Genomic DNA, 22,360 nt, shown 5'->3' with positions numbered 1-22,360 from the left:
TCAATCGCTAGCAGACACCTGCACCACGTCACGGTCTGATCACGTGTCATCGTACGTGCGCGCCAAGCGAGTTGGGGACGGAGAGCAATCTTCTGGGGATAACCCTGGGAGAGTTTGGGGAGATCCCTAGGAGAGTTGGAGCAGACCCCTCAGAAGGTCGCGGCTCTCGTCGGGGCCGGGACTGTCCTGCTGGAGCTCCTTGAGGGCCTTCTCGTACTGGGCCACGTCCTCCTGTTTGTCCAGGTACAGGGCGCTGGTGAGCTGCTCCAGGTACACGACGTCCGACAGGTCGGACTCGGGGAACGACAGGACCGTGAACGCGCCGCTCTCGCCCGAGTGCCCGCCGAAGCCGAACGGCATGATCTGCAGCCGCACGTTGGGCCGCGTCGAGATCTCGATGAGGTGCTGGAGCTGGCCGCGCATCACCTCGCGGTCGCCGTAGGGGCGGCGCAGGGCGGCCTCGTCCAGGACGATGTGGAACTCGGGGGCGTTGTCCGCGGACAGGTACTTCTGCCGCTCCAGACGCAGTGCCACGCGCTTCTCGATGTCGGCCGGGCTCGCGCCCTTCATGCCGCGCCGCACGACCGCGCGCGCGTACTCCTCGGTCTGCAGCAGACCGTGCACGAACTGCACCTCGTAGGCGCGGATCAGCGACGCGGCGCCCTCCAGGCCCACATAGGTGGGGAACCAGCTCGGCAGGACGTCCGAGTAACTGTGCCACCAGCCCGCGACGTTGGCCTCGCGGGCGAGGGACAGCAGCGACATGCGCTCGGCCTCGTCCGTGATGCCGTACAGCGTCAACAGGTCCTCGACATCGCGTGTCTTGAAGCTCACCCGGCCCAACTCCATCCGGCTGATCTTCGACTCCGAGGCGCGGATGGAGTACCCCGCCTGCTCTCGCGTGATGCCCTTCGCCTCACGCAGTCGCCTGAGTTGCGAGCCGAGCAGCATGCGCCGCACCACCGATCCTGGCTCTCCCGCGCTCACGTTCGCCAGCCTCCCCAACCGTCTTCAGAGGCCGCAGTCTGCCACTAAAACACTCCGAGCAGTACTCGTCCGATTACAGAGACGGCAATAAGTCAAAGATTCTGCACAGGTTAGGGGGAGGTGTTGGCAAGTAGGTCGCCTGAAGATGGCGGAAAAAATGGCCAACAAGCGGTACGGGAGGGTCCAATTCGGTCGCGTGCACGTGCATCTGCCCTTGCATCTGCCCTACGCATCCGAAACCATGGTCTCGCGCCACCGCTGCATCGCAACGACCGCGAATTCCCGGGAGTGCCTCGCATGGGGACGAATGGATCGACCATGCTCGAGCCGTTACGGCAGGGCCTTCCGCCGCTTGATCCCGCGGCCGTGTCCGACGCCGCGTCGTGTTCGCTGCCAGCCCGCTACGAAGCAGTGGGCGAGGCGAGACGCTTCACGCGCCGGACACTGGATCAGTGGGACACCGGTGAGCGGTTCGACGACGTCTGTCTGGTGGTCTCCGAGCTCGTCACCAACGCCCTTCGGCACGCCCTGCCGGGCACCTGCGTCCGGGTGGACCACGCGGCGCCCGTGCGGCTGCACCTGATGCGCTGGACCGAGCGGCTGGTGTGCGCGGTGCGCGACCCCAGCCAGGACTCCCCCGTGGCCCGCGAGACGGACGACTTCTCGGCCGAGTCGGGCCGCGGCCTGTTCCTCGTCGACTCCTTCAGCGACAGCTGGGGCTGGCACCCGCTGGCGGGCACGCTCGGCGGCAAGGTGGTCTGGGCGCTGTTCCAGCTGCCGGCCACGCCCGCGCCTGCGGCCGAGTGAGGCACCGCGGCGCTTTTTCGCGCCGAGTTTCTACGCGCGTCAAAGCGCCGGGAGTCCCCGGTCGCCCCGGATCGTCCCGGGGCGGATGGTGCGTCAGCCCGCGACCAGGTGGTCGAACTCGCCGTCCTTGACGCCCGCCAGCATGGCCTCGATCTCGGCGCGGGTGTAGACGAGGGCCGGCCCGTCGGGGAAGCGCGAGTTGCGCACCGCGACCTCACCGCCGGGCAGCCGGGCGAACTCCACGCAGGAACCCTGCGAGTTGCTGTGCATGCTCTTCTGCCAGGCCACCCCGTTCAGCTCCGTGGCTGCCATGCCGTTGTACACGTCCCGGTCCACAGGTCGCTCCCCGGTGGTGCGGTGGCCCCTGGGGCCATTGATGCAGTGGTCAACTGATCCGGATCATAACCCTGTTCACGTGCAAATGCATGAGCAGATGCACGTGCACGCGGGGTGTTCTCTCGGTTACAGCTTTGACGACCCCTTTGCCGGAGTTGCTCCGGCGTCTGCCCCGGGGTCCCCGGACCATGCGATGCCGTTCCATCGGGCGGTCACCGGAATCGAATCCCTCGTGCACTAGGAAGAGACGCAGCCCGGGCCGTTCCTGTTCCAGGGTCCGTGAATCGATCCAGTGGGCGAGGCGTGGAGGTTCGGGCGGGGGCGGTGACCGGGAAGGTCGTTCAGCGACCTGAACCGTAACTCACCTGCTGGTATAGGGCAGCAGCGCCATCTCCCTCGCGTTCTTGACGGCCCGCGCCAGCTGCCGCTGCTGCTGAGCCGTGACCCGGGTCACCCGCCGACTGCGGATCTTGCCGCGGTCGGAGATGAACTTCCGCAACAGGTCGGTGTCCTTGTAGTCGATGTACGTGATCCTCGCCAGGTCCAGCGGATTGGGGCGGCCGGCCGCCGACTTGCGGTCGGACCTGCGGTCGGTGGTGCGGGGCATCAGACCTCCAGAAAGGCGTCGAAGGCGGGCGGCAGCCGCTTCCAGGCGGTGCGGCCCGCGGCGTACTCGGTGTCGGTCAACAGGCAGGACTCCAGCAGCTGTTCGAGGCCGTCGCGGTCGAGGCCCGGAGAGGTGAAGACCAAGTGCTGGCAGCAGTCGCCGTGTTCGGCGTGCCAGTCCAGCGCGGCGGCGGCGCGGCGCACCGGCGGGACCATGTCCCAGGCCGCGTCGGGCAGCGAGGCCAGCCACGGTCCCGCGCTCTCCACGCACAGCGCACCGCCGGCGGCGTCCCAGTGCAACAGCACATCGGGCTTGTCGGCCAGCCAGAACCGGCCCCGGCTGCGGGCGGCCGCGCAGGTCAGATCCTCCAGGGCCGCGAAGAGCCGCTCCGGGTGGAAGGGCCGACGCCGGTGCCACACCAGGGTCGACACCCCGTGCGCGTCGGCCTCGGCGGGCAGCAGGGCGCAGGCGGGGTGCTGGGCGGCGGCCGCGGCCTCCACGTCGAAGCCGGCCAGGGCGGCACGGGCCAGCGGGGAAGATCGTGCGTCTTCCGGTGCAGGTGCAGGTGCATCGGAGGGCCGGGACTCGGGCCCGGCGGTTGGCCGGAAAACGTCCGTCACTTCCCCGGATCGGCCGCCCTGGACGGGAACTTGACGGGCTGTCGGATGCAACTGGGCCAGCAGCTCACGGTCCTCGTCGTCGGCCTCCGGGGAGTCGAGGACGGCGAGGACGGGGGCGTACTCCAGCTGGCGGGCGAAGGTGTCGGCGACCGTGCGCTGGTCGGTGGCGGCCGCGGCGAGGCCGCGTTCGGCGAGGTCGTCGCCGTTGCCTAGGTAGGGCAGCAGCAGCGCCGGGTCCACGGCGGTGATCACGCCGGTGACGGTCAGCCCGCTGGCCGCCACCACCTCGGCCATCGCCTTGGGCTCGACGGAGTCCCACAGCTCGACGACGGCCAGCTGGGTCAGCCCCGCGTCGGCGAGGCGGCGCAATTCGGGGACCAGGTCCTCGCGCAGGGCGCAGCACGCGCAGTCGTTGACGAGGGGCGCCTCGCCCGCCGAGAGCAGCCCGGTGGCGTCGCTGATCGTGCGAACCACCGTGCCCGCCGCGGCCGTTGCGAGGTCGTGGTGGAGTACGACACTGCCCGGCACGTCGGCCAGCAGCCGCGCGACGGTCGCCCTGCGGGCCTCGGCGTGCAGCCCGCCGACGATGACGACGGACAGACTCACGACGCCTTACCCCGCTTCCCGAACCGTCGCTCGAAGCGCTCCACGCGCCCGGCGGTGTCCAGCACGCGCGCGGTGCCGGTGTAGAAGGGGTGGCTGACGTTCGAGATCTCGACGTCGACGACCGGGTAGGTGCGGCCGTCCTCCCACTCGATGCTCCTCCCGCTCGCCGTCGCCTCGTCCGCCATGGTCGAGCGGGTGAGGAAGGCGTGGCCTGCGGCCCGGTCGCGGAAGACGACGGGGCCGTAGGAGGGGTGGATTCCGTTGCGCATGGCGGGGGTTCAGCGCTCCTCTCGGAAGTCGACGTGGCGCCCTGCGACGGGGTCGTACTTGCGCAGGGTCATGCGGTCGGGGTCGTTGCGCCGGTTCTTGCGCGTCACATAGGTGAAGCCGGTCCCCGCGGTGGACCGCAGCTTGATGACCGGGCGGAGTTCGTTGCGTGCCATGGTGCTACCTTACTGAAAATGAATTCCATTAACACCACTCGTGGTGACAACGATCGAGGAGAGGTACGTCACCCATGTCCGCGCACTGCATGCTGACCGGCGCCCGGCCCGGCTTCGGCAACCGCATCTCGCACTCCCACCGGCGGACCTCCCGCCGCTTCGACCCCAACATCCAGACCAAGCGCTACTGGCTGCCGAGCGAGGGCCGGCACGTACGGCTGCGGCTGAGCGCGCGCGGGATCAAGACCGTCGACCTGATCGGCGTCGAGGCGGCCGTGGCCCGGATCAGGGCGCGGGGGGTGCGGGTCTGATGGCGAAGAAGAGCAAGATCGCGAAGAACGAGCGGCGCCAGGAGATCGTCGCCCGGTACGCCGCGCGCCGCGCCGAGCTGAAGGAGATCGTCCGCCGGCCATCCTCTACGGAGGCGGAACGGCTCGCCGCGCAGCGGGAGTTGCGCCGGCAGCCGCGCGACGCCAGCGCGACACGGGTGCGCAACCGCGACCAGATCGACGGGCGCCCCCGCGGCTACTTCCGCGCCTTCGGGCTGTCCCGGGTCTCGCTGCGTGGGCAGGCGCATGCCGGGTACCTGCCGGGGGTGCGCAAGTCCTCCTGGTAAGCCTCACAGCTGCTCCCCATGGCAGGGAGGGCGAGGGCTGGTAGCTTGCTGCGGGCGTTGCGGCCGGCCGGTCACGGCTTGCCGGGGCCTGCGCGTTCGGGCCCGTTTCGGGTCGGCCGGCTGTGCCGCGGGGTGCGTCCGGGCCGGGTCGAACGGGGTCCGGTACGACGGCTGCGCGTGCCGGTGCCGGTGCCGGTCCGCGGTCCGGATCGGCTCCGGGGACGGGGCCGCCGCCCGGCCGAGCCGTGCGGGCCGGACCCCGCGACGCCGAGCTGATCCGACAGACCGGTCCTAGAGCTTGGGAGCTACCAGTGACTTCGGCGACTACGAAGGTGCGGATCGCGGCCGCGGCCGCAGGCCTGGCGGGCGTGCTCGCGCTCACCGGGTGCAGCGACGACGGCGGTTCGGACGACGGCACCTCGTCGAACCCCAGCGCGTCCGCGACCTCCACGGCCACCGCGGACACGGGCGGCGGCTCCGGCGACTCCAGTGCCTCCGGCGATGCCGACGGGACGACCGCGTCCGACGGGCTCCAGGGCAGTTGGCTCGCCACCACCGACGGCAAGGCCGTGGCGCTGGTGGTCAACGGCAAGCAGGCGGGGCTCTTCTCGACCGGCGGGACCGTGTGCAGCGGGACCGCGGGCGAGGAGGCGGGCATGCAGATGATCCACCTCACCTGCACCGACGGCAGCAAGCAGCGGGCGACCGGGATGGTCGACTCCGTGAACAAGTCCGCGCTCGCGGTCACCTGGTCGGGCAGCCTCGGCAAGGAGACGTACGCCAAGGCGGAGGGCGGGCAACTGCCGTCCGGGCTGCCGACGGCGAGTCTGGGGCAGTAGGGCCGGCGCGGTGGTCCGGCCGGCCGCGGTCCGGGCGGGGACAGCTGCGGTCTGGGCGGGGGCGGCTGCTCCGGGCGAGGACAGCTGCGGTCAGGGCGAGGGCGGCTGCTCCGGGCGGGGACAGCTGCGGTACGGGCGGGGACGGCTGAGCCGGGGGCGGGCAACCGACTCGCACGTTCGTGCGTGATGATCCATGCACGCGTCTCACCGACGTCACTCCCCCGAAGCACCCGAGGACCCTCATGCGCGCCACCCGGATCACCGTCGCCGCCTTCGCCGCGGCCCTCCTTCTGACCGCCTGCGACGACAGCGGCGGTGACGGCGGGAGCGGCGGCGGCACGAGCAAGGCCGCCGGTGGCGGCTGCACGCTCGACTCCGTCGGGGTGCAGGTCGACGCGAGCCCGGCCCCGGCCGCCGGGGACAGCGGCAACGTCACCGTGACGATCACCAACCGCGGCTCCCAGTGCACCCTCGACGGCTACCCGGGCGTCGACCTCACTGCCGGCAAGACCTCCACCAAGGTCCCCGAGGACAAGGCCTCCGCCGCCGAGAAACTGACGCTGGCCAAGGACGCGACGGCCTCCTTCACGATCAGCTACGTGCGGGGCGAGGCAGGCGGCGCCAAGAGCCTGGCGGTGAAAACGGGCAAGTTCAGCCTGCCCGGCGCCGATGCCGACCACAGCTTCGCGTGGTCGTACGGCGAGGTCGCCCTCAAGGGCGACGCCGGCACACCGGACGCCTCGGTGACGGCGTTCACGCAGGCGGGCGACTGAGGGGTTATGACGGGCTGAGGCGGTCGGCCGGGATGAGGCGCTCGGACGGGCTGAGGCGGTCGGACGGGCTGACGCTTTACGGGAGTCAGGGCAGGCGGGGTCTGGCGGCTACCTGGGCCCGGTCGGCCGCTTCGGCGCCCTCGGTCCAGCCCGCCGCGTCGGTGACGCCCCGCAGCCGGGTCGTGGTCGTCTCGGGGAACATGCGGTCGGCCTCGGCCGTGACCGCGACCTCGCGGGTGGCCAGCACCGGGAGCAGGTCGTCGGTCACCTGGGTCTCGGCGGCAGCCGCGAGGCGGGTGCCTATCCGGTGCGCGTAGGCCGCGAGGAAGGACTGCCGGAAGCTCTTCGTACGCCGCCGGCCGCCCGCGCGCTGCGCCGCCTCCGCCTTCGTCATGGCCGTCTGGGCCTGGACCAGCAAGGACGCGTAGAGCAGCTCGACCACCTCCAGATCGGACTCGAAGCCGACGACCGTGGAGAACGCCAGCGGTTCGTTCCACACGGCCCGGCAGTGGTTCGCGTCGGCGACCGCGTCCAGCAGCACCGCCTTGGCCTGCTCGTACGGCGGCTCGACACCGATCCGGCAGGCGCCGGGCGCGTCCTTCGCGGGCCCCTGCGCGGCGAGCAGCGCCTCCTCGATGCTGTGCCGGGCGGTCAGCTCCTGCGCCTTGGCGGTGAGTGCCTCCGCCTCCTCGGGGAACCCGGTCGCCTCGGCCTTGGCCAGCAGCGCCCGGATACGGGTGAGCATGCGGGACTCGGGCCGGGGCCGGCCACCGGCCCGCTGATCGGGTCGGCCGGGCCGGTCGGGCCGGTCGTCGAGGGGTTCGAGGCTCGGCAGGCGCAGCAGCAGGCGGTACAGCTCCAGGACCGCGGTGGCGTGCGAGAAGCGGTCGGCACGGGGCGGTGCGCCGTCGGGGCCCGGGAGCGACTCCAACTGCGCGGTCCAGCGGGGTCCGCGCGCGCGGTCGTCCGGCGCCTGCTCGCGGATCAGCGCGGCCACGAGATGTACGTGTACGTCGTCCAGCTCCCGGCGCACGATCCGCACGACGTCGGCGGGCTGCCAGCCGCGCCGCCAGGCCGCCGCCACGAACTCCCGCCCCTGCCGGGCGAGTTCGCCGTCAGCCGCCGGGTCCGCGGCCAGCACGGACGCGCCCGTGTCGAGGGCCGCGTCGGCGTCGGCGGCGTAGAGAGCGGTCCGGAAGGCCCGCTCGACGGTGCTGGTCGTCGTACTGGTCACGCTTCGATCGTGACACGAGGCACTGACAGAGCGGCACCGGGCGAGGGTGCGGGGCCCCGGGCCGGCCGAGGTGCGGTGGGTCAGGGGGAGAAGGGGCAGGGGGAGAAGTGGCAGGGGTGGAGCAGAGTCAGGGGTGGAGGAGGGTCAGGGGTGGAGCAGGGTCAGGGTCTGCGCGAGGGCGTCCGGGGACGCGCAGGGGACGTCCGGGATGACGCCGGTGCCTTCCCAGTTGGTGCCGGAGACCGGGTTGATCGCCCGGCCCACCGGGATGGTGGCTTCCAGGTTGGGGTGGAGGGTCCAGCCCTCGCGAGGGTGGGCGCCGCCTCGGGTGGGCTCTCCCACGACGACCGCGCGGCCCAGCTGCTGGAGGTCGTAGGCGAGTTCCTCGGCGGCGGAGAAGGTGTGGGGGCTGGTGAGGACATGGACCGGCTTGGTCGCGCCGAAGCGGGTGCCGGGGACGTGCGGGAGGGTCCAGGACTGGTCGTATCGGTCGCCCACGCGCGCGTACATGGTGTTGAGGTGGGTGCGCTCCTCCAGGAGGTAGCTGCAGACGAAGGCGACGGTGTCCGGGTCGCCGCCGCGGTTGTCCCGCAGGTCCAAGATCAGCGCGTCGGCCCGGGCGACCAGGGTGAGCGCGGCGGACAGCGGTTCGGCGGCCCAGGGCAACGGGAAGAGGATGGGGGCGAGTTCGAGGAGGGCGGTGTTGCCGTCCAGGAGCTCCACGCGCGGGACGCCGCCCAGGGACGCGTCGAACCGGCGGCGCATGTCGGCCAGCGCGGCCTCGCCCCGGCCCTGCGGCACCCGCTCGGGGTGGTACTTGAGGCTCAGGTGCGGATCGCCGTTGACCGACTGCAGGTCGGCGGTGACCAGGTCGCCGAGCTCCGCCGCGCTCGCGACGTCGTAGGCGCCCTCCGCCAGTCGCCGGCGCAGCAGCGCGACCACCTGCTCGGCGACGTCCGGGAACACGTAGTGCTCGGTGAGCAGCCGGGCCGTCTCGTCGACGATCCCGGGAGCGTCGGTGAGGGGAGCGGGGGCGGGGTGGGTGGCGGGAGCGGCGGCCGGTGCGGTGTTCGTCGTCAGCGTGCTCATGGCAGCCGAGTCAACCACCGTTGGCCCGGGCCTCACACGAAGTTTCCCCGGACTGGTCCCACTCCCCCTTCACCCTCCCGAAGAGAGGCCTCCTTTATGTCAACCCGAGGTTGACACCTACAGACTGTCAACCTAAGGTTGACACATGACGACGAAACCGACCATCACGTCTCCCGTACGTCTCGACGACATCATCGACGCGATCAAGAGGGTGCACGTCGAACCCCTGGACCAGCTCCAGGACGCGGTCATCGCGGCCGACCACCTCGGCGAGGTGGCCGACCACCTGATCGGCCACTTCGTGGACCAGGCCCGGCGTTCGGGCGCGTCCTGGACGGACATCGGCCGGAGCATGGGGGTCACGCGGCAGGCCGCGCAGAAGCGGTTCGTGCCCAAGGAGTCGACCGACCTCGACCCGAACCAGGGGTTCGGCCGGTACACCCCGCGCGCACGCAACGTCGTGATGGCCTCCCACAACGCGGCCAAGTCCGCGCGCAACTCCGAGGTCGTCCCGGCCCACCTGGTCCTCGGCCTCGCCGCCGAACCGGACGGCCTGGCCGCCAAGGCGGTCGTGGCCCAGGGCGTCACCCTCGACGCGCTCGTCGAGGCCGCGACCGCGGCGCTGCCGGCCGGCGTCGAGTCCGCCCCGGAACTCGTCCCCTACGCCTCCGACGCCAAGAAGGTCCTGGAACTGACCTTCCGCGAGGCCCTCCGCCTCGGCCACAACTACATCGGCACCGAGCACATCCTGCTGGCCCTGCTGGAGTTCGAGAACGGCACGGGCGTCCTCGCGGACCTCGGCATCGAGAAGACCCCGGTGGAGGCCGAGCTCAGCAAGGCACTCGCGGGGTACCTGCAGGCGCCGGGCGGCGTGAGCGAGCAGGACTGAAAGGGGCGGCAGAGGGCCGACGGGGGCTGAACGCAGGGGCAGGGGGCTCGGCGGCGCCCGATCGCGAGGGCGTTGTCAGAGGCGGCTGCGACACTCGCAACCATGACCGATCGCTGGGCGCTCGCTCCGGCCGAGGGTGGTGGTGTGGAGGCCGCGCCCCTCGGTCCTGACGGTGTGCTCGCGGGGGCGGTGCGGTGGGCGGCGGAGCCCGGTGCCCTCGTGCGCGGACTGCCGGAGGTCACCCGGTGGGTGTGGCGGTCCACCGCCGAGATGTATCCACGGCTGCTCGCCGCCGGCGTACGGATCGAGCGGTGCTACGACGTCGAGGACGCGGAGACCCTGCTGCTCGGCCACGAGGGGCGGTACGGGGAACCCCGCTCGGCCGCCGCCGCCCTGGCCCGCCTGCGCGGCGGCCCCGTACCCGCCGATCCGCCGACCCGCTCCGCCGAACCCAACGCCCAGTCCCCGCTCTTCGAGCCGCAGAGCATCCACCTGCCGCTGCCCGACCTCGCCGCGGTCTACGCCGAGCAGCAGCGCCGGCACGACGCGACCGCGCACCCGGACCGGATGCGGTTGCTGACGGCGGCCGAGTCGGCGGGGATGCTGGTGGCCGCCGAGATGAACCGCTCGGGGCTGCCATGGAGCGCCGAGGTGCACCGGCAGATGCTGCACGAGCTGTTGGGCGAGCGGTACGTGGGCGGTGGCGAGCCCCGGCGCCTGGCCGAGCTCGCGGACGAGGTGTCCGCCGCCTTCGGGCGCCGGGTGCGGCCGGATCTGCCCGCCGATGTCATAAAGGCGTTCGCGCAGGCCGGCATCAAGGTCAGGTCCACGCGCCGCTGGGAGATCGAGTCCGTCGACCACCCGGCCGTGAAGCCGCTGATCGAGTACAAGAAGCTGTACCGGATCTGGGTCGCGCACGGCTGGTCCTGGTTGCAGGACTGGGTGCGTGACGGGAGGTTCCGGCCCGAGTTCCACGCGGGCGGCACGGTCACCGGACGCTGGGTCACCAACGGCGGCGGCGCGCTGCAGATCCCCAAGGTGATCCGGCGCGCGGTGGTCGCCGACCCCGGCTGGCGGCTCGTCGTCGCCGACGCCGACCAGATGGAGCCGCGCGTGCTCGCGGCCATCTCCCGCGACCCCGGTCTCATGGAGGTGGCCGGCCGGGAGACCGACCTCTACCAGTCCGTCTCCGACCGCGCCTTCTCCGGCGACCGCGCCCAGGCCAAGCTCGCGGTGCTCGGCGCGGTCTACGGCCAGACCTCCGGCGACGGTCTCAAGAACCTCGCAGCGCTCAGACGCCGCTTCCCCAAGGCGGTCGCCTACGTCGACGACGCCGCGCGGGCGGGCGAGGAGGGCCGGCTGGTGCGGACCTGGCTCGGGCGGACCTGCCCCCCGGCGGCGGGGGCCGACGAGGACGCGGAGGAGGCGGGCATCCCGGTCGGGGACGACGACTCCGACGCCCGCCAGTGGACGCCGGGCTACGCCTCCACGGACGCCCGCGCCCGAGGCCGCTTCGCCCGCAACTTCGTCGTCCAGGGCAGCGCCGCCGACTGGGCCCTGCTGCTGCTCGCCGCACTGCGGCGGACCTGCGCGGACATGGCGGCGGAACTGGTCTTCTTCCAGCACGACGAGGTGATCGTGCACTGTCCCGAGGAGGAGGCGGAGACGATCGTGGCGGCGATCCGGGAGGCGTCCGACCTGGCGGGGCGGCTGACGTTCGGCCGGACGCCCGTACGGTTTCCGTTCACGACGGCGGTGGTGGAGTGCTATGCGGACGCGAAGTGACCGGCGCGGCCGGCGCGACCGGCGGGGGACGGCAGTTCACGGCAGGTCGGCTTCCGAGCTGCCGGCGGCCCGGCGGGCGGACGAGTTCGTGGGGGCGTAACGGCCGTACGCCGTTTCCTCGGTCCGAAGCGCAATCCGTGCCGCCTCACGCTGTCGGATCCGGATGCCGTCAGATCCGGATGCCGTCGGATCCGCATGCCGTCAGATGACGGGCGGGCGGCCGAGGCGGGAGAGCTGCCATACCGTGCGCCAGCGCATCGGGCGGCGTTCGCCGGCCGGCTCCCGAAGCCCCTCCACGAAGCCGCCGAACCAGGCCTGCAGGCCGGGTCCCGAACGGGTTCGTACGAGGGTGAGCAGGGTCCATATGCCCAGGTGAACGGGTATCAGGGGCAGGGGCAGCCGGCGGCGGACGAGCCAGACGCGGTTGCGGGCGGTGACGCGGTGGTAGATGGCGTGGCGGGCCGGCGAGGTCCTCGGGTGGCGGAGCAGGAGTTCGGGGGCGTAGCGGATCCGCCAGCCCGCGTCGGCGGCGCGCCAGGCCAGGTCGGTCTCCTCGTGCGCGAAGAAGAACGCGGCGGGCCAGTCGCCGATCTCGTCGAGCATGGCCGTACGGAGGGCGTGACCGCCGCCGAGGAAACCGGTGACGTATCCGCCGCGCATCGGATCGGCGTTGCCGACCCTGGGCACGTGGCGGCGCTGGGTCACGCCGTGTTCGTCGGCGATCCGGAAGCCGATGATGCCGAGCCGCGGTTCGGCCTCGAACAGGTCGCGCACCCGGCGCAGTACGTCCACCTCGACGAGCAGTCCGTCGTCGTCCAGTTCGACGACGTAGTCGATGTCGCCGAAGGCGCGCAGCTCGCGGAGCGCGACGTTGCGGCCGCCGGGGCAGCCGAGGTTCTCGTCGAGTTCGAGTTGGGTGACTTCGCCGGGGAGGGCGAGGCGGGCCGCGTAGTCGGGGAGCGGGCAGCCGTTGCCGACGATCACGATGCGCGCGGGTGCGAGGTCCTGTTTGGCGACCGACTCCAGCAGCTCGTCGACCTCGGCGGGACGGTTCCCCATCGTCACCACGGCGACGGCGATCCTCGACGACGCCTCCGGGCCAGCCAGGTCCTCCATGCCCTCACCCCATCCCGACCGGCAGCATGACGCGCGATGCTAGCCGTTCACGGTAAGGACTTCTTAAGCACCCCGTTGATTTCCCTCAATACCCGGGATTCGGCTCCGTATCCCGACGGTTCGTGTTGGCGCTACGAGGGTGTGACTTGGTGCCCTACCGATGCGCCGTGGCACCCGCGCGGTTCTCCTTCCGTCGTACGAACTTCAGCCCCGACCAGTCCTCCCCCAGCGCGGCGACCTTCACGTCGACGATGCCCAGCGGGAGGAAGAGGTCCCGCAGGTCGTTCTCGGCGATGTCACTGACGTGGCCTGCGGCCTTACGAGGCCAGGCGATCCAGAGCATGGCGCTGTCGGCGAGGGCGGCGACGAGGTCGGGTGCTTCGGCGGCGAGGGTGGCGTGGGTGCGGTGGAAGGCGAGGGTGATGTCGGCGGGACGGGGATCGGCGTGCGCGTGGGCGGGGATGGATGTGGAGAGGGGGGTGGATGTGGTCGCGGTGAGGTCCACGCCCTCGGGAAGATCGGGGATGTCGAAGGAGTCCGGGGCGTGCAGCAGGAGTACCCGGTGGCCGGGTTTGATGCCGATCTTCTTGGCCAGCGGGGTGCCGGAGTAGCCGCTGGCCGTCGCGTTGTCACTGTGACCGGTCATGTGGCGGTTCCTTGGGTGGGCCGGGGATCAGTTGGACACCATCAAAGCCTCCCGGGTGAGTCGATGCGGGCGCGGATCCGGAGTGACTCGACCAATTCAGTGAACGCGGGCGACGGCCCGTGCTTTCGTCGGATCGCTGAGCAGCGGCTTCTGCGACTGGCGCATCGACTTCACCTACGCCGACACCAGCAACCGGCTCTACCGCGCATCGCGCGGCAGGACGCACAACGAGTGCAAGATCGACCCGATGCGGAACAACTCTCCACAGACGCTGCCTCGTTATGGCAAGGCATGCGCCCACCTCTTGGTCAACGGGGTGCGGCGTGTGAGTCAGTGCCACCACATCACGAAGTGAGTTGTTCATGATCGAGCAGCAGGGCCCCGATTCGGACCAGGCGCGGCAGACTCGGCAGCGCCGAGCGGGGATCGTCGCGTTCCTCGTGGGCCTTATCGCCGCGCTCGCCTTCTTCGCCTTCTTTCCCGGGCTGCCGCATGTCATTGACTGGGGGGCGATTCTCGTGTCGCTCGCCGTAGGCGGCCTTGCTCGATGGGGGTACCGGCGGTGGATGGCGAGGGCAGCGTAGGTCAGGGGCCGCCCCAGCCCGTCGAGTCGTCGTCCGGGTCCTCGGTTGCGTAGAAGGTGGGGCCCAGGCGGGCCGCCAACGTGTTGCCGGCGATGTCTGTCCGAGTCACCGTTCCGTCGGCGGTTTGGGTCAGTTGGGCGTAGCAGCCGAGGCTTGCCCAGTCCGTCGGGCGGTGGAAGTAGAAGTCGGCCTTGTCGTCCGGGTATTTGGCGCGGAGCAGGGGGATCACCGTCTCCAGGTCGTACTCGGCGCTGCGGCCGCTGAGCACGACGATCACCTGATCCGGCTGGGTCCGCCATACCCGTACATGCGCGTTGCCCTGCCAGGAGTGGGGGTCGGTGGGTTGCCAGGGGTTTTCGTCGCGGATCATCTCGGGGTGTATGTGTTCTTCGGGCATACCGCACCGTACGGGCGGCACTGCGGCCTGCGCTCTTGGCCGTCAACCTGCCTGACGCGCATGGGCAGTTCAGCGGAGGTGGGTGGCGCGGATATCCGTCCCCGTTGCGGGCCGGACCGGGGGACGGGGCGTCGCATAGACTCGGGCAACTGGCGTGGCGGGCGGGTGGCCGAGGGGGAACGCGGGTGGATGAGCGCGGAACCGACGATCCCAGGCTGGTGTTCGCGGCGGCGTTGACCCGCTTGCGGCGGCGACTGCCGGATGTGTCGGACGAGGCTCTCGCTCGGCGGGCCAGTGCGGTGGCGTTGCCGTCCGGTCGGCGGGTCGCCGTCAACGCGCGCAGGCTTGGTGAGTGGCTCAACGGGCAGTCCGTTCCTCGTCAGTTCGAGGCTGTGGTGGTGCTGGTGCAGGCCGTGGAGAGCGCGGCAGCGGGCTCGCCCGGTGCGCAGCCGCAGCACGGGGGTACGCGCGTCGGCATGGCGCAGTGGCAGCGGTTGTGGCGTGCGGCTCGGGAGCATCGGAACAGCGCCGGTCCGGGGCGGCGGGCTTCGGCGGCTGCCTTGCACATGCCCTCGCCCTCTGCGTCTTCCTCTCACTCTTACTCGCCGTCGCCGTCGCTGACGCATGGGCAGGTCGGCACGTCGGCACTGGCGCCGGCTCGGATCGTGATCGGGCGGCCTCCGGGTGACGCCGCCGCGCTCCGTCCGCGTGCGGAGTTGGCCGAGCGGATCAATACGGGGCTGTCGGATCCTTCTGTACGGCAGGTGCTGCTCACTGGTGCGGGAGGTGTCGGCAAGTCGCAGTTGGCCTCGGCCGCGTTTCACCGGGCCAAGCGGCGGGCCGAGGTGCTGCTGTGGGTGCCCGCGGGCAATCGGGCGTCGGTGCTGGGGAGTTATGCGCGGGCGTGGCGGGCGCTGTCCGGGGCGGGTGTTTCGGGCGTCGCGGGTAGCAGCACTGGGAGTGGGGGCAGTACGGGGAATGTAGGCCCTCCAAGTCTCCCGAGTCTTACGGGCCTTGCAGGTCTCCCGGGTCTTGCGGGCGTCACGGGGGACGCCGTCGCGTCCGGCACCCGCGACCCGAGCAACCCCGGCAACCCCACGGCCCTCGCGCCCGTACTCAGCACCCCTTCCCCCTCCCCCGGCTCCGCCCCCGGCGGCGACGACGAGACCCAGGCCGACCTCTTCCTGACCTGGTTGAGATCGACCGCCACCCCCTGGCTCGTGGTCCTCGACGACATCGACGACCCGGGCGAACTCGCCGGACTCTGGCCCGCCGGTGACGCCGGTCGGACCGTCCTGGTCAGCCGTCGACGGGATGCCGCGCTATTGCGTCCCGGGGTCCGGGTCATACCCGTCGGGGTGTTCACCCGCGCCGAGGCGACCGCTTACCTGACCGACCGGCTGCGGCTCGACCTGGGCAACGTAGGCGACTTGGGCGGGTTGGGTGAGTTGGGCGATGCAGATGCCTTGGGCAAGTCGGCCGATGCAGACGCCCTGGGTGAGGTTGGCGAACTGAACTACCCGGACCACCCCAGCGACGACCCAAAAGACCTCGCAACCCTCGCCACCCTCCTGGGCAACTTCCCCCTCGCCCTCTCCCAGGCCGCCGCCTTCCTCATCGACACCGGCATGGACCTGGCCACGTATGTGAGCCTGCTCGCGGATCGCCGGGAGAGCGTCGCCGGTCTGCTTCCGCCTTCCTCCCCCGCCGACGAACACGGCGGCACGGTCACGAGTACCCTTCAACTCGCCCTGGGCCGCGCGGAGTCACTCGCCCCGCCCGGTACCGCCCGCGCGATGCTCGAACTGATCTCGATGTTCGCGCCCGACGGCATTCCCGACGCGGTACTGCTCGGTTCGGCGGCGCGCGAATGGCTGGGCGGCGGCCTCGGCGGGGACGAAGTACCGGAACGGGGAAACCTGTTGGCGCTCCGGGCACTGCACCGGCTGAGCCTGGTCACCCACCACGGATCCGCCCCCGCCGACGGCGCCCTGTCCGTCGTAGATGTGCACTCCCTCGTCCAGCGTGCGATCCGCGACGGCGTACCGGCCGATCACCGTGAACGGCTCGCCACCGCCGCGGCCGACGCGTTGGAAGAGGTCTGGCCCGCGCCGGACTGCGATCCGGAGACGGAGACCGCCCTCTATCGAAGCGCGGAAGTACTGCTGGCGCATGCCGACGGCCAGCTCTGGCAGGGGGGTGAGCCGAGTCCCCGGCCCGGCCCGCATCCCTTGTCTCTGCCCGACCCACATCTCTTGCCTTTGCCCCACCCGCGCCCTCCACACCTCCCACTCCCCTCGCCACCTCCACACCTCTCACTCCCCTCACACCCCCCACTCCGCCTGCACCCCCTCCTCCGCCGTTTCGGCCCCCACCTCACCGCACTCGGCCGGCCCGGTGCGGCCCGCGACATGGCTCAGGGTCTGGCCGACCGAGCCCGCCGCCGGCTGGGCGACGGCCATCGGGACGTGCTGATCCTGCGAGCTCAGGCGGCCCAGGCGGCCGGCGACCTCGGGGACACCACGACCGCCCTCCACTCCCTGGCGGAGATCCGGCGCGAGGCCGAGGACGGCCTCGGTCCCACCGACCCCGACACGCTGTCCATCCGGCTGCAGGCGGCGCGCTTCCGAATGGAGGCGGGTCAAATCGACGCGGCGCTGGCCGAGTTCGTCGTTCTGGCAGCCGAGGCGCGTACGACGCTCGCCGCGGGTGACCCGCTGGTGGTCTCCGCCGATGACCATGTCGCCTTGTGCCGCGGGCTGTCCGGGGATGCCGACGGCGCGCGCGAGGGGTACGCCGTGCTCGCCCGGGAACTGGAGCGGGACCTCGGGCCTCGGCATCCGACGACGTTGAAGACCCTCACCGGTCTGAGCCGTTGGATCGGCGAGACAGGTGACGTGCGGCTGGCGGTGACCACGTACCAGCAGGCGGTGGAAGGCCTGGTCTCGGTCTTCGGACGACTGCACCCCGACACCCTCGTGGCCCGGCACAACCTCGCCTACTGGCACGGAATCGCCGGCGAACTCGACGAGGCCATAGGGCAGTTCGTGGGCGCCGCCGACGACTCCGAACGCGCGCTCGGCGCCGAGCACCCCACCACCCTGACCTACCGGGTCAACCTGGCCTTCTGGCGCGGTGTCGCCGGAGACACCGCCACCGCGCTCGACCAACTGGAGCGGCTCCAGCAGCCCCTCGAACGGGTCCTCGGCGCCAACCACCCCCGCACCCTGCGGACCCGCCAACAGCAGGCCGAACTCCTGTACCGCCGCGGCGATCACGCCACCGCCGCGGACCAACTCACCACCTTGCTGACGGACATGGTCCGAGTTCAGGGCGCCAACCATCCGCGCACCCGCGAGGCCGACGAGCTACTGGCCCTCTGGTCACGGGAACGGACCGCCACCACCACGAACCCGCCGGACCTCAACGCGGCAAACCTCAACGCGGCGAACCTCACCGCACCGGACTCCACCGCAGACACCCTCACCGCACCGAAGAAGGCACCCCCGACCGCCCCCGACGAACACTCCTGACGACCAGAACGCCCGCCCCGGCCACGACCACCCCACCGATCGCGACCTGGATGTTGGTCGCCTCACGGTCCTGGACGTCCGCCAGCGTCGCCCGCGCCCGCACCTCCTCCTCGGGCGCCAACTGAAGGTCGTAGACACGGTGTTCGGCCTGATGCAGTTCGTCCTTGTCCGCGTACGTCAGCAGACTCAGCAGGGCGAACGCGCCGCCCACCACGATCATGAGTACGCCGATCACGGACCTGCTTCTTCGCATGATGCCTCCCTGAGGGCGCGGCCGAAGGGCCGGGGCGGGCCGGCGCTGCCACCTGCGCCGTACCGAGGCCGCTGAATCTAGAGGCGGGTCCCGTTCACCGTCCCCCACGTACCCCTCCGGTACCCGTAACGCCCCAGCTCAGAGCCAAGACCACGAATCCCCGCTCCGGCCCGGTACGGCGAGACGGGAAAGAGGAGGAGGGGAAGCAGCCGCGGCCCGGGGCAGCGAACCGTCCAACGACACGGCACGGGAGAGCATGAACGGCGTCTCCAGCACCCGCGCCAACGGCCCGTCCGGCCGTTCCCCCACCCAAGCGCGACACAGGGGTGAGCAGGCGACCGCCCCACCGACCCCGAGAAAAGCAAAAGCCCCAGGTCACGGCGAGTGAGTCCTGAGGCTTCCACAGAGCCGCCTTCGGGATTCGAACCCGAGACCTACGCATTACGAGCTGTCCGATCTTGGTCCGCAGTGGTCCATGGGCGTCCGCCAAGGGGCGCGCGTTGCAGGTCAGACGCCGTGTCGGACGTCCATGGACGGGGGCATACCGTGCCGGATTGGGCAGCAATCGAGACTAAAACTGAGACTGGCCCAACCGTACGGCTCCCTTGCGGTCAGAAGAACAGGCGGCAGATTTACAGCGGGCCCTGCCCCCCTCGATGGCCTGCACTTCTGCATGTCAGGCAATCCGGCCGATGCCCTGAAGGAGAACACGCGTCCACGAGACGAGGCGCCCTACGAGCGTCGCTACTCGGTGGCTCCCTGCTCGGCTAAAAGGCAGGACCAGCAGTGCCGGCACCCACGCAAGGGTGACGATCAGTAGAGGCGGCAGCAAGATCAGCACGATAGCCACACGCTGAACTGCCGCCACGTAGCGAGCTGGGATTGGGATCAACGAGCTACACCTTTCATGTGCAGGCTGGGGCGTCGACTCCTTAGAATCCTGAGCTGGTGCACCGTTGCGCCACGTGGCACACGTTGCCAGGAAGTTGGCAACGCAGTTGGGGGACGAATGACCGACGAGAACCTACCCGCTCTTCTCAGACCACTCGATGGTCAACTACCTATTGAGGCGCGGAATCTGGCAACCAGCCTGCGAGTATTGTTCAATGGACTGGAAATATCCGTTCGCCGATATGCGGCACGCCGTTCGCGTGACGCAGGAGCTATATCTCGATACCTAAATGGATCGCGACTCCCACCCTGGGAATTCATCTTAGATCTGGCGCGAGATGTAGCCGCCTACCGGGGCGAGTCAATCAAAGAGGAAACTCTACAGCTATTACGCGATCAACATCACGCGGCAGTAGAAACACAAGGAAACCCCGCAAGCCTCCTCAGGATGACACAACTCCAACTCGCAGAAGCAGACCGAAAATCTCGACAGAGCGCAACGCAGATCGAGGTTCTAACTCAAGCTTTGCATGACCGTCATAGGATATTGGAGGACGTCGAACGACAGTTGCGCGAAATTCAACATCGGGACGCAATCACTGAACTACGGGTTGAAAGAGTCGCCGAGGAACGCGACGAGCTGCTGCGACAAAAAGAACAACTCCATGGCGAAGTAACAACGCTTAGAGACGAACTAGAGCGAGTGAGAGCACGAGCCAATGAGCTTGAGGTCGAATGCTCATCACTAGAAACAAGGCTCGCCGCTATCGAAGGGCCGGAAGAAGTAGAGGACTTCACTCCGGGCGATATGGCTATTGGGATGCTCGAAATGGTTGGATTCGCCCGCATATCCAGGAGGCTCGACGAAACAGAGCTTGTCTCTCTGGTCGAAGATGTCAGGGTGCTATGCACCCAGGTCTCGACTATCACTGGCGCAAGATTTTTCCATACCCGTAACAGTGACGTTTCGTTCGTTACCCCCACTGCAGCCGCAGGAGCTGAGGCAGCCCTACTATTGTCCGAATCTGGGAATACGGCGGCGCTAAACGATATACTGGCCGAAGTCAGAATCGGTCTATGCTATGGCCAGGTCTACGCAACAGGGGGAATCATGTTGGGCCCGACTGTAATCATGGCAGAAAGGATGACCAGTATCGCACCCAGAGATGGGGTTCTAGCTGACTCATCCTTCATTGATCAGCTTCGCGAAGAGTCAGCCCTTTATATTTACGGGGAAAATGAGGGAAAATATGCAGCCCAGGAAATGTGGCAGCGCCCAGTGCGAGGCATGGGCGTAGTTGAGCCATGGCTCCTCGTTAGACCGCCCGATTCACAACCGTGACATCGACTTCAGCGACGGATCGATTTTCGCTGCGGAGGTCTGTTTGTGCTGGTCGAGCATGATCCGGGGCCGCTCTATCTCGTTCATTCCCGCACTCCCGCCCGGGGCGTGAACCGTTGTGGACGACTCCGGACGGGAGCGCATGAGACGAAACTGAAACGGGGCGAACAGGATCCCATCAGGTACGTTGCGCCGCATCCGGGATGAGTCGACTCGTGAATCCCTGGTCGCGTAGACGCTCATACGCGGCCACGACGGTATCCGGCACAGCCTGCTCGATGGCCAGACCCCAGTTGGGGAAGAGGAGCACTCGTTGCAGGGCGCCGACGATCATGTCGATCACCATGCGGACGTCTCCGATGGAGTCGGCGTACTCCTCCAAGCCCATCGGCGTGGACGCGGATACGACCTCAACGTCAGGCCAGAGCTTCCGCATCATGGCGTACGAGCGCCGTTCTTCATACGGCTTGCTCACGAGCAGGACAGAGGAGACCTGGACGCCGGCCTCTGCCAGCACCGCCTTGCTGAACTCGATGTTCTCGCCTGTGTTCGTGGCGCGGGGTTCCAGGAGTACGGCGGACTCCGGCACCCCGAGCTGCAACGCCCGCTCTCGGTAATGGACAGCTTCCCCGCGCGGCATCCGCGCTCGGGTCGTTGGGCTGGTAGCCCCCGTGAACACAATCACCGGCGCCATGCCCTGGTGATACAGCTCCGCAGTCACGTCAGCCACACCTAGGTCGTGACTGCCCAGCCCGACAGCCACGGAGCAGGGTCGTGGGGTGTGGTGCATGCGGTGGTAGTCCCACAGAAGTCGGGCATCCGCCCATGCCTGTGCAGGGATCACTTGCTCTCTCCCTCTGCCTTCGCTGAGTCGGGCACTTTGAAGTCGTACGACCATGCGAACCGCGTTGCTGCATGTACCCCGATGGCGAACTCAACAACGGTTCCATCCGCCGTGTACGTGGTGCGGTGCAGTTCCACCACCCATTCACCCGGCGTGAGTTGGAGTAGCTGAGCCTCTTCCGTCGTGGGCACACGCGCGAAGAGTTCCTCGGTCATGTGGTCGATCTCGTATCCCGCGTCATAGAGGACACGGAACCCGCCGCCCCGTCCGGCGGGACCCGGGGTTGGGTCGACGATGCGGGTTCCTTCGACGTGTTCGGGTCGGTAGTAGCTGGTCAGGGTGTGGGTCGGCTGCGTGCCCTCTTTCACCACGCGGGCCCGCGCATACACGTCGGCCCCCTCGGGCAAGCCGTGGGCTGCTGCCACGGCTGCCGACGCTGCGACGCGGCTGACCGTCTGCGTCTGCTCGTTCCGGCGGTACGAGCGACCGGATGCCACGCGGTCCGCGATGAACGCGACTTCGTCGCCGTCCCGCCACTTCGCCTTGTCGTACCGCGTGATGCCGAGCCGCTTGAGTGGCTGGTGCTGGCGCACCACGGTGCCGTGGCCACGCGAGGAAGTCACCAGCCCTTGGGCTTCGAGTTCCTTGTACGCCTTGTGAACGGTGTCCTTTGATCCCTCGCCGGCCGCGACCAGGTCTCTGATCTGGGGCAACTGGGCGCCCGGCTTGATCTCGCCGCTTCTGATCTGTTCCGCGAACCTGTCGGCCAGCTCGCGCCACTTCGGTGCCACGCAGACCTCCCTTCGACGAGTCCCAGTGAAGCACAGTCCTAGGACTGTTGACAGTCCTAGGACTGCGATGCATTCTCTTCTCAGGTCGCTCGCAGTCCTAGGACAGCGAGCGGAAGTGGCTCTCTTTGGGCTGCTCCAACGCAGAGGGCGGGGACGCTGCAATCCCGCTAAAGGCCAGGTGGAACAGGGTTTCGGCCCGTACTGGCGAGGTGGCCCGGCGACCGCGAGCAACGGCCGGCGTGTGGGGACGTGATCCCCCTTGCAGTGATGTTCCGTACCCCTTCGACTGAGGAGTCCCGATGCGCCAACGACAGTTTTGGGCGTCGCTGTGA

24 protein-coding genes are annotated in these 22,360 nt (G+C 69.5%); 10 read left to right on the top strand and 14 right to left on the bottom strand.

The window, feature by feature from the left end; all coding sequences use genetic code 11:
• Positions 1 to 126: 126 nt before the first annotated feature.
• On the bottom strand, positions 127 to 951 hold the full coding sequence (locus ACIQI8_RS31525; protein WP_402357980.1) for a helix-turn-helix domain-containing protein: 825 nt from the start codon (positions 949 to 951) through the stop codon (positions 127 to 129).
• Between the two features lie 354 nt (positions 952 to 1,305).
• On the opposite strand from ACIQI8_RS31525, the gene ACIQI8_RS31520 reads away from it, so the two are divergent.
• Complete coding sequence (locus ACIQI8_RS31520) at positions 1,306 to 1,794, top strand: ATP-binding protein (RefSeq protein ID WP_402357673.1); 489 nt, start codon at positions 1,306 to 1,308, stop codon at positions 1,792 to 1,794.
• 93 nt (positions 1,795 to 1,887) lie between these two features.
• On the opposite strand, the gene ACIQI8_RS31515 is transcribed toward ACIQI8_RS31520, so the two are convergent.
• The 5 genes from ACIQI8_RS31515 to rpmG form a co-directional block, all read right to left on the bottom strand.
• Positions 1,888 to 2,106: a DUF397 domain-containing protein gene (locus ACIQI8_RS31515; protein ID WP_123998632.1), complete on the bottom strand. Its 219-nt coding sequence runs from the start codon at positions 2,104 to 2,106 to the stop codon at positions 1,888 to 1,890.
• Between the two features lie 385 nt (positions 2,107 to 2,491).
• Entirely contained in the window at positions 2,492 to 2,737 is a 246-nt protein-coding gene (gene rpsR, locus ACIQI8_RS31510; RefSeq protein ID WP_402357670.1) for a 30S ribosomal protein S18, read from the bottom strand.
• Positions 2,737 to 3,963 (bottom strand): CobW family GTP-binding protein, encoded by a 1,227-nt coding sequence (locus tag ACIQI8_RS31505; protein ID WP_402357667.1) that lies wholly within the window; start codon positions 3,961 to 3,963, stop codon positions 2,737 to 2,739. Before ACIQI8_RS31505 ends, rpsR begins: the two co-directional genes overlap by 1 nt.
• Entirely contained in the window at positions 3,960 to 4,232 is a 273-nt protein-coding gene (locus ACIQI8_RS31500) for a type B 50S ribosomal protein L31 (protein WP_402357664.1), read from the bottom strand. The genes ACIQI8_RS31505 and ACIQI8_RS31500 overlap by 4 nt, the downstream gene beginning before the upstream one ends.
• Before the next feature lie 9 nt (positions 4,233 to 4,241).
• Entirely contained in the window at positions 4,242 to 4,406 is a 165-nt protein-coding gene (gene rpmG / locus ACIQI8_RS31495; RefSeq protein WP_015658813.1) for a 50S ribosomal protein L33, read from the bottom strand.
• 74 nt (positions 4,407 to 4,480) lie between these two features.
• Between rpmG and rpmB the strand changes: the two genes are divergently transcribed.
• The 4 genes from rpmB to ACIQI8_RS31475 all read left to right on the top strand — a co-directional run bounded on the left by rpmB (position 4,481) and on the right by ACIQI8_RS31475 (position 6,634).
• Entirely contained in the window at positions 4,481 to 4,717 is a 237-nt protein-coding gene (gene rpmB / locus ACIQI8_RS31490; RefSeq protein WP_402357661.1) for a 50S ribosomal protein L28, read from the top strand.
• Positions 4,717 to 5,022 carry a 30S ribosomal protein S14 gene (gene rpsN / locus ACIQI8_RS31485; RefSeq protein WP_402357658.1) on the top strand — a complete coding sequence of 102 codons (306 nt, stop codon included), beginning with the start codon at positions 4,717 to 4,719 and terminating at the stop codon, positions 5,020 to 5,022. The genes rpmB and rpsN overlap by 1 nt, the downstream gene beginning before the upstream one ends.
• A gap of 311 nt (positions 5,023 to 5,333) precedes the next feature.
• Positions 5,334 to 5,861: a hypothetical protein gene (locus ACIQI8_RS31480; protein WP_402357655.1), complete on the top strand. Its 528-nt coding sequence runs from the start codon at positions 5,334 to 5,336 to the stop codon at positions 5,859 to 5,861.
• A 242-nt stretch (positions 5,862 to 6,103) separates the two neighbouring features.
• The gene (locus ACIQI8_RS31475; protein ID WP_402357652.1) at positions 6,104 to 6,634 is read left to right on the top strand and encodes a DUF4232 domain-containing protein; all 531 of its coding nucleotides are present in this window, start codon (positions 6,104 to 6,106) and stop codon (positions 6,632 to 6,634) included.
• An 85-nt stretch (positions 6,635 to 6,719) separates the two neighbouring features.
• Here the strand turns inward: ACIQI8_RS31475 and ACIQI8_RS31470 are convergent, their stop codons facing one another.
• Both ACIQI8_RS31470 and ACIQI8_RS31465 read right to left on the bottom strand, forming a co-directional pair.
• Positions 6,720 to 7,868 (bottom strand): DUF2786 domain-containing protein, encoded by a 1,149-nt coding sequence (locus tag ACIQI8_RS31470; RefSeq protein ID WP_402357649.1) that lies wholly within the window; start codon positions 7,866 to 7,868, stop codon positions 6,720 to 6,722.
• A 144-nt stretch (positions 7,869 to 8,012) separates the two neighbouring features.
• Positions 8,013 to 8,957, bottom strand: coding sequence for a S41 family peptidase (locus ACIQI8_RS31465; RefSeq protein ID WP_402357646.1), 945 nt, complete (start codon positions 8,955 to 8,957; stop codon positions 8,013 to 8,015).
• A gap of 145 nt (positions 8,958 to 9,102) precedes the next feature.
• On the opposite strand from ACIQI8_RS31465, the gene ACIQI8_RS31460 reads away from it, so the two are divergent.
• Together ACIQI8_RS31460 and ACIQI8_RS31455 are read left to right on the top strand one after the other, a co-directional pair.
• On the top strand, positions 9,103 to 9,846 hold the full coding sequence (locus ACIQI8_RS31460) for a Clp protease N-terminal domain-containing protein (RefSeq protein ID WP_402357643.1): 744 nt from the start codon (positions 9,103 to 9,105) through the stop codon (positions 9,844 to 9,846).
• 102 nt (positions 9,847 to 9,948) lie between these two features.
• A complete protein-coding gene (locus ACIQI8_RS31455; protein ID WP_402357640.1) occupies positions 9,949 to 11,631 on the top strand; it encodes a bifunctional 3'-5' exonuclease/DNA polymerase in 1,683 nt (560 codons plus the stop codon).
• Positions 11,632 to 11,832: 201 nt separating this feature from the next.
• Here ACIQI8_RS31455 and ACIQI8_RS31450 read toward each other — a convergent pair whose 3' ends face one another.
• Both ACIQI8_RS31450 and ACIQI8_RS31445 read right to left on the bottom strand, forming a co-directional pair.
• A complete protein-coding gene (locus ACIQI8_RS31450) occupies positions 11,833 to 12,747 on the bottom strand; it encodes a glycosyltransferase family 2 protein (protein WP_402357637.1) in 915 nt (304 codons plus the stop codon).
• Between the two features lie 154 nt (positions 12,748 to 12,901).
• Positions 12,902 to 13,393 (bottom strand): DUF3052 domain-containing protein, encoded by a 492-nt coding sequence (locus ACIQI8_RS31445; RefSeq protein WP_402357634.1) that lies wholly within the window; start codon positions 13,391 to 13,393, stop codon positions 12,902 to 12,904.
• 362 nt (positions 13,394 to 13,755) lie between these two features.
• On the opposite strand from ACIQI8_RS31445, the gene ACIQI8_RS31440 reads away from it, so the two are divergent.
• On the top strand, positions 13,756 to 13,977 hold the full coding sequence (locus tag ACIQI8_RS31440; RefSeq protein ID WP_402357631.1) for a hypothetical protein: 222 nt from the start codon (positions 13,756 to 13,758) through the stop codon (positions 13,975 to 13,977).
• 1 nt (position 13,978) lies between these two features.
• Here the strand turns inward: ACIQI8_RS31440 and ACIQI8_RS31435 are convergent, their stop codons facing one another.
• Positions 13,979 to 14,347, bottom strand: a complete 369-nt coding sequence (locus ACIQI8_RS31435; RefSeq protein ID WP_402357628.1) for a hypothetical protein — start codon at positions 14,345 to 14,347, stop codon at positions 13,979 to 13,981.
• A gap of 791 nt (positions 14,348 to 15,138) precedes the next feature.
• On the opposite strand from ACIQI8_RS31435, the gene ACIQI8_RS31430 reads away from it, so the two are divergent.
• Entirely contained in the window at positions 15,139 to 17,907 is a 2,769-nt protein-coding gene (locus ACIQI8_RS31430) for a tetratricopeptide repeat protein (protein WP_402357625.1), read from the top strand.
• On the opposite strand, the gene ACIQI8_RS31425 is transcribed toward ACIQI8_RS31430, so the two are convergent.
• Positions 17,858 to 18,160, bottom strand: coding sequence for a hypothetical protein (locus tag ACIQI8_RS31425; RefSeq protein ID WP_402357622.1), 303 nt, complete (start codon positions 18,158 to 18,160; stop codon positions 17,858 to 17,860). The two genes, ACIQI8_RS31430 and ACIQI8_RS31425, sit on opposite strands and share 50 nt — an antisense overlap.
• 1,339 nt (positions 18,161 to 19,499) lie before the next feature.
• Between ACIQI8_RS31425 and ACIQI8_RS31420 the strand changes: the two genes are divergently transcribed.
• Positions 19,500 to 20,393, top strand: coding sequence for a hypothetical protein (locus ACIQI8_RS31420; RefSeq protein WP_402357619.1), 894 nt, complete (start codon positions 19,500 to 19,502; stop codon positions 20,391 to 20,393).
• 178 nt (positions 20,394 to 20,571) lie between these two features.
• Here ACIQI8_RS31420 and ACIQI8_RS31415 read toward each other — a convergent pair whose 3' ends face one another.
• Positions 20,572 to 21,237 (bottom strand): YdcF family protein, encoded by a 666-nt coding sequence (locus ACIQI8_RS31415; RefSeq protein WP_402357616.1) that lies wholly within the window; start codon positions 21,235 to 21,237, stop codon positions 20,572 to 20,574.
• Complete coding sequence (locus tag ACIQI8_RS31410) at positions 21,234 to 22,028, bottom strand: GntR family transcriptional regulator (protein ID WP_402357613.1); 795 nt, start codon at positions 22,026 to 22,028, stop codon at positions 21,234 to 21,236. Before ACIQI8_RS31410 ends, ACIQI8_RS31415 begins: the two co-directional genes overlap by 4 nt.
• Positions 22,029 to 22,360: the final 332 nt, after the last annotated feature.

The sequence above is a fragment of the Streptomyces sp. NPDC092369 genome (genome assembly GCF_044755245.1).
Taxonomy (GTDB): domain Bacteria; phylum Actinomycetota; class Actinomycetes; order Streptomycetales; family Streptomycetaceae; genus Streptomyces.
The sequence above is the reverse complement of the archived record's forward strand: the minus strand, read 5'-3'. Positions and strand labels throughout refer to the sequence as shown.